At 48.7% G+C, this 6216-nt stretch carries 7 protein-coding genes; 2 read left to right on the plus strand and 5 right to left on the minus strand.

Annotation, left to right across the window (positions count from 1 at the left end; genetic code table 11):
- Window positions 1-5: 5 nt before the first annotated feature.
- Complete coding sequence (locus Q0413_RS10575; RefSeq protein WP_298990208.1) at window positions 6-641, minus strand: tetratricopeptide repeat protein; 636 nt, start codon at window positions 639-641, stop codon at window positions 6-8.
- A gap of 157 nt (window positions 642-798) precedes the next feature.
- On the opposite strand from Q0413_RS10575, the gene hisD reads away from it, so the two are divergent.
- Together hisD and Q0413_RS10585 are read left to right on the plus strand one after the other, a co-directional pair.
- A complete protein-coding gene (gene hisD / locus Q0413_RS10580) occupies window positions 799-2088 on the plus strand; it encodes a histidinol dehydrogenase (RefSeq protein WP_298990211.1) in 1290 nt (429 codons plus the stop codon).
- Between the two features lie 337 nt (window positions 2089-2425).
- Window positions 2426-2716 carry a DUF5339 domain-containing protein gene (locus tag Q0413_RS10585; RefSeq protein ID WP_291936556.1) on the plus strand — a complete coding sequence of 97 codons (291 nt, stop codon included), beginning with the start codon at window positions 2426-2428 and terminating at the stop codon, window positions 2714-2716.
- Between the two features lie 460 nt (window positions 2717-3176).
- Here Q0413_RS10585 and Q0413_RS10590 read toward each other — a convergent pair whose 3' ends face one another.
- From Q0413_RS10590 to Q0413_RS10605, 4 genes are all read right to left on the minus strand, one after another.
- The gene (locus Q0413_RS10590; protein WP_298990215.1) at window positions 3177-3809 is read right to left on the minus strand and encodes a hypothetical protein; all 633 of its coding nucleotides are present in this window, start codon (window positions 3807-3809) and stop codon (window positions 3177-3179) included.
- 182 nt (window positions 3810-3991) lie between these two features.
- The gene (locus tag Q0413_RS10595; RefSeq protein WP_298990218.1) at window positions 3992-4693 is read right to left on the minus strand and encodes a YbaK/EbsC family protein; all 702 of its coding nucleotides are present in this window, start codon (window positions 4691-4693) and stop codon (window positions 3992-3994) included.
- A 194-nt stretch (window positions 4694-4887) separates the two neighbouring features.
- Window positions 4888-5313 carry an ecotin family protein gene (locus Q0413_RS10600; RefSeq protein WP_298990221.1) on the minus strand — a complete coding sequence of 142 codons (426 nt, stop codon included), beginning with the start codon at window positions 5311-5313 and terminating at the stop codon, window positions 4888-4890.
- Between the two features lie 84 nt (window positions 5314-5397).
- The gene (locus Q0413_RS10605; RefSeq protein ID WP_298990224.1) at window positions 5398-6111 is read right to left on the minus strand and encodes a hypothetical protein; all 714 of its coding nucleotides are present in this window, start codon (window positions 6109-6111) and stop codon (window positions 5398-5400) included.
- Window positions 6112-6216: the final 105 nt, after the last annotated feature.

Genomic DNA, 6216 nt, shown 5'->3' on the forward strand with positions numbered 1-6216 from the left:
GAGAATTAAAGAGTGTGAGGAGGTGTTGAAGATACATCTCCTTTTTCGTATAAAACTCCAAGATTATGGCAGCTTTCGCCATGTTTTAAATCGCAAGCTTTAGAATATAGCTCGCTCGCTTTTTTATAATCCTGTTTTACGCCTTCGCCCGAGGCATATAAAAGCCCGAGATTGTAGCATCCGCGGCCTTCTTGCAAATCGCAAGCTTTGGAAAGCATTTCGATCGCTTTTTTGTAATCTTTCTTTACTCCCTTGCCTGAGTGGTATAAAACACCCAGATTGCCGCAAGCTATGCTATTTTTTAAGTCGCAGGCCTTAGAATACAGTTCGATCGCTTTTTTATAATCTTGCTCCGCGCCCTTGCCGTATTCGTATGACGCCCCCAAGGTGGTGCAACCCCAGCCGTCGCCCAAACTACAGGCTTTAAAATTTAGCTCCCTTGCTTTTTCATAATCCTGCTTCACGCCATCACCAGAATAGTATGCCATGGCGAGATTTACGCATGCTAAGGTATTGTTGCTATCGCATTCGCTTTGCAACTTGCTTATACCGGGACCCTCTTGTTCCGTCGATGACAAAGCCGTGGCCCCCGCCGACGATAAAGTCGCCATCGCGATCAGCGCTAAAAATATCTTTTTCATACATCTCTCCGTCTGAAATTTCGGCTATTTTATTTCATTTTCGCTTAATCTTTTGAAAATCGGCGAGCCCAAATAGTTTTTAAATTTACACAGTCGCAAGCTTAAAGGCGAAATTTAGCAAAAAGCGTTAAAATTCCAAGCATTACAAGGAGCGAAAATGAAAATTTTAAAAAGCACGGACACAAATTTCAAAGAGGAATTTGCGAGGTTGGTGCGCCGCGGCGAGACGGATATGAGATCGGTAATGCCCGTCGTAAGCGGCATCATCGAGGAGATCAGAGCGCGCGGCGATGAGGCGCTAGCCGAACAGATCGAGAAATTTGACAGATGGCGCGTACAGGGCGATCTGGCTATCACGCAAGAGCAGATGAGCCGCGCGTATGAAGGCTTAACCGCAGAGCTTAAGAATGCGCTTCGGGTCGCATACGAGCGCATCTACGCTTATCATGAAAAACAGCTTGAGAGGAGCTGGTTTAGCTTCGATCCAAGCGGCGCGATGCTTGGGCAAAAGATCACGCCGGTAGATCGCGCGGGGCTATATATCCCGGGCGGCAAGGCGGCGTATCCGAGCTCGCTTCTGATGAACGCGATCCCTGCAATCGTCGCGGGCGTGGAGGATATCAGCGTCTGCACTCCCGCCGTGGGCGGCGTCGTAAACGAGCTACTGCTCGCGGCGATGCATGTGCTAGGGATCAAAAAGGCCTACAAGGTGGGCGGCGCAAGCGCGATCGCGGCGATGGCATACGGCACGCGCACGATCGACAAGGTAGACGTCATCACGGGCCCTGGGAATATCTTCGTTGCGACTGCTAAAAAGCTCGTGTTCGGCGACGTAAATATCGATATGATCGCGGGCCCTAGCGAAGTGGGCATCATCGCAAACGCCGCGGCAAATCCGCGCAACATCGCCGTGGATCTGCTCAGCCAAGCCGAGCACGACGAGATCGCGAGCAGCTTTTTGATAAGCGACGATGAAAAATTCGCTCTTTGCGTCGCAGAGCATATCGAGCGCGAGCTGCTTACGCTTGCGCGTGAGCCGATCGCTCGTGCTAGCATCCAAAACAAGGGCGCGATCATCATCGCACGCGATATGAACGAGTGCGTGGAGCTGATGAACGAGCTTGCGGTCGAGCACCTCGAGATCGCGACCGAGAACGCCTACGAGCTGCTTCCGCGCATACGCCACGCAGGCGCGATATTTTTGGGTCACTACACGCCAGAAGCGATGGGCGATTACCTCGCAGGCCCTAACCACACGCTGCCGACCGGCGGAAGCGCACGATTTTTCTCGCCTCTGGGGGTTTATAACTTTATCAAACGAAGCTCGATCATAGCGCTAAATAAACGCGCCATAGACGAGTTAGGCGGCGCGTGCATGGCGCTAGCGGATGCCGAAGGGCTAGGCGCACACAAAAAATCGGTGCAGATTAGATTTGAAGAGAAGTGATTTTGCGGCGGTAGCGAAATTACGAAATGAAATTTTAAAAAAGCGGCTCAGGGCTTAAAATTTGCCCGCATGTAGCTTAAGGCGGTTCGCATGCAGTTTAAAAATTGCGAAGCGAAATTTTAAAAATCACCGGCGGCAGTTGCGAAACCGCGAGCCTAAATTTTAAAATTTAAAGACGAGTTAAATTTTAAAAAATGTAAGCGTCGCAGCGAGAGTAAAATTTTAAAATTTCAAAAGCGCTATAAATTTAAAAAAACGGCCGCATTTGATTAAAATTTAAGGCAAATTTACTAAGCGAAATGATATACTTTCGCTGATTTTTTACAAGGAGAGAAAAATGAAAAAATCACTTTTAGTTTTGGCTAGTTTTGGCTTTGCGCTAAGTCTTAGCGCCGCAGATCTTTCAGATAGCTGCAAAGAGTACTTCGCAGATCTTGATAAGATGGTTGATACCTACAAACAAGCCGGTCAAGAGCAGCAGGTCAAGATGTATGAGGATCAAAAAAAGCAGTCTATGGATCAGATCAGCGCACTTCCTAAGGAGCAGCAAGAGGCCACTTGCAAACAAGCTAAAGAGATATTTAAGCAGATGATGGATCAGATGAAACAACAAGGCGCTATGAAATAAATACCTTCGCGGGCACGATGATGCCCTCTTCAGTCGCGGCGATGCGATATCGTCGCGATTAATTCTTTTTAAACTCACATTTTTTTAAAAATTTTTAAATTTTAAAATTTGGATGTTTTATCCTCGCTGCTTTCGGGGCTTGCTAAGAATTTCAGATTTGATATTCAGCTTGTCGCAGGAAGTCAAAACCAATAAAGCGCTCGCGTCGTTAAAATACTCCGTAAGGCGACGCATCTTGGTGGGACGCTGCGGTGCACCAAAGATTTACGAGCCGTTTTGGCGCGGCTCGAAACAGCGCCTCATCAATATTACGAATTCGAGGCTCGGTTTAAGCGTTATTTTATCGCGATTTGAAATAGCCGGGGCTCATAGATAGAGCGAATTCACGTCTCAGTTTGCGGCTCTACTTATGAATTTACGGCTTTACGACCAAAAACATCTCGCAAAATCGCCTCGGATTTTAATCCTCGGTAACGATTGCGCCGTTTTTTATTTCGAGCACGCAGGCATTTCTGTGCAGCTCCTTACCGGCATCTAAAGTATAGTAGTGCGTTGTTACTGTGCAGCGTAAATCGGCGTCGATGACGAACTCCTGCTTGGCGCGCATCGGCGGCTTGCTTTTACCGCAGTGCACGTAATCGGCGTAAATTTCGCGACAATCGCTTATACGAAATGCGTCGTTTAAAAGGCACATAAAAATATATTCGTGCCCGTGCTTGCTATCTTGGAAATCCCCCAGATAAAGCCTTAGCAGAATTGTTTTGGCGCTCTTTTTTGACAAACGACAAGCCCTTATGTCTTTGATCCTCTCCCAATACGCGCTTAGATTGTCGATTAAAAAGCTCTCCTTTGCGAACGAAAACAGCTCATTTTTATCAAGTAAATTTTTATCGATAGCCGCTAAGGGCGAAATTTCTCCCGGATAGCGAATCGGCAGTTGCGCGATCGGTAGATCGTCGTAAATATCTTTCATACTATGATAAATCTCCGGTCGCGGCGCATCGTCTCCCTTAGCCGCAGCATTTTCCATACCGCATAGCGCAAGTAGGCACAGCAAAAATATCCACACCTGCTTCATAACATTTCCCCTCATTTCGGTCGCGATCTCTTTTCTCCTAATCATACTGAAAATTTTAAAGCCTTAATATGAAGAAAAAAGATCAAAAATCAAAGCGCCCTTTTTACAACCACTCTCGCGCTGTCTTTTTCTGCCCTTGCTTTTGGGTTAATTTAATCCGAGTCCTCTTCTTGTGTGAAACGGACGATGCGCGACTATTATTCGCCTTCCGTAGCCTTTTCGGTAAAGCTAACGATGCGCGGAGCTGCGATGCGCGCGTAATCCTGCGCGTTTAGAATGATCGAGTGATCGAGCAGGCCCGCGTTGAAAGCGATCTCTTCAAAGCGTCCGAATAGCGACGGATCGGCGATTAACAGCAGTTTGTCGTGGAAGCTAAAGGGTGGCACCGAGCCGATGACGCAGTCCGTGAGATCGCCCACTTCATCGGGGCTTACGAGCGACGCTTTAGTGCCGCCGAGCCCCTCTGCCAAGCGCTTTAGATCGGTTTTGTGATCTGCTGCGAAGACCGCTAGGACGTAGATCCTGCCATTTCTGCCCGCGGGTTTGTCGCTAGGAAGCTTCAGCTGCTGCGGCACGTTGGCGCAGATTTGATCCGCAGTTAAAGTTAAATTTCCCGCGCAGGCACCGTTTTCGCAGCCTTGAGCGCTCGCAAGGGCGGAAGCGTCGAGATTTTGCGCGTCATAGACGCTTGTTAAATTTAAATTTTGCGCGAAAGAAATTTGCCCGTCCTTAAAGCCCTTGATCGTGCAAACCAGCGCCTTTGCGCCTTGACCTAGCTGCGTGCCGCGGATTTTGGCGACTTCGGCGGAGGTGCCCGCGCTTTCGTGAGCTACGACGCGGAAGCGCGCCCCCTGCTGCGTCAAAAGCTCTTTTAGGCTTTCAAAAATTCTCTCTGACATGCTCTCTCCTTGTTTTTGCAAAATTATACTGAAATTTTAACCAAACGACCCATCGGTGCCGAAATTCCATTCTTCGCCGTAAAATTTATCTCGCCTACGCGCAAACCCATTGTGCGATGAAAAATCCATTGCGCGGCAGATGTGCCGTAGAATTCCGCCGCGCATAAGCTCGGTCTGCCCTGCTTCTTGCGAAATTATTTCATCTTGCGGATTTTAGGCTCTTTGCTCCCTACGAGTTCGTAAATTCTAAGCTCGACCTTGACGTCTTTGGGTGCTAAAATTCTAATTTCGCCGCCGTCGTAGGCGAATGGATGCGTGAGCTCGTAATAGATCCGCTTCTTTTGCTTCTTGCCGTCGCATAGCATCAGCGTTTGAGCAAGTTCGTTACCGCCGCTAAACTCGTAATAAAGCCCGTCCGAGCCCTCTTTTTGCTCTATTTTACCGCCGATCAGATACGCGTCGTTGCAGTCGGCTTCGATCTCCTTTGAAAAGACCGCTTCGACCTTAAACTGCTGCGGCGGCATCTTTGACGGCGTTAGCTCAAAGACGTTTAGCTGCTTTTGCGCCTCGCCGCCGAACAAAAACAGCGGCAATAGGAAAAATAAAACGCTTTTTCTCATACTTTACTCCTTGAAAAGATATTTTTATTTAAAATTTTAGCAAAATTTTCGCTCATTAAACTGAAATTTCAATCGACTTTGTTTTTACCTGTAGCAGATAATATTTTTTAGCGCCTCTGTCTCCGGTTTTAACGCCTCGCCCTCGGTTTTTTGCGCGGTGCTCTTTTTGCTCGCTAAATTTTCACTAGAGCCTTGCGGCGACGGCTTTTCCTGCGAGTTTAAAGCCTTGACGGCGTCGCGCGAAATTTCGCCCTGCGTTTGCGCGGTGGAAATTTCGCCGCTAGCCCCGTCAGTATTGCTCGTGCGGCGGCTTAGCACGCTTTTGACGCTTATCTTTTCGCCTGCGTAAAAGGCCTCGCAAAGCCCGCCTTGCGCCTCATAGTCCGTCACTTTGACGCCGCCTTCTTGAAATTTATAAAATTTCGCCCGTTTTGCTCTGCGTAGCTCCTGGGCTCCGCCCCATACGTCGCTCTGCGCGTCAAGATCCGCGAGCGCGAATGCGCCGTCTGCCGCCTTATACATATTGCCGAGCCTTATCGGTATGCGTTCGTCGCTCTTTTTGGTAAGCACGAAGCCGATCTTTTCGCCATCTTTTGGGCTCTGGCGGAACTGTTTGGAGAAAAACGCCGTGAAAAATGCGACCTCCTTGGTCTCGCCGTCGGTGCCTAGGTATCTCGTCCAGCCTTCTTCGGGCACGTCGATCTCAGCGACGTCTTGCCCGTCTTTTGCGCCGCATTTTAAGCCCGCGCAGCCGCTAAGCGCTAATGCTGCAAGCACGGCTAGAAATAGGTTTTTCATATTTTCCCTTCAAATAAATTTTGGCTCAAAACAGGGCGCTCAAGCACGTAATCCGTAGGGCATTATTTCAGGCTCGCGGGATAGCCGCTAAATTTTTCGATCCAG

The organism is uncultured Campylobacter sp. (assembly GCF_938045465.1).
In the GTDB taxonomy this organism is placed as follows: domain Bacteria; phylum Campylobacterota; class Campylobacteria; order Campylobacterales; family Campylobacteraceae; genus Campylobacter_B.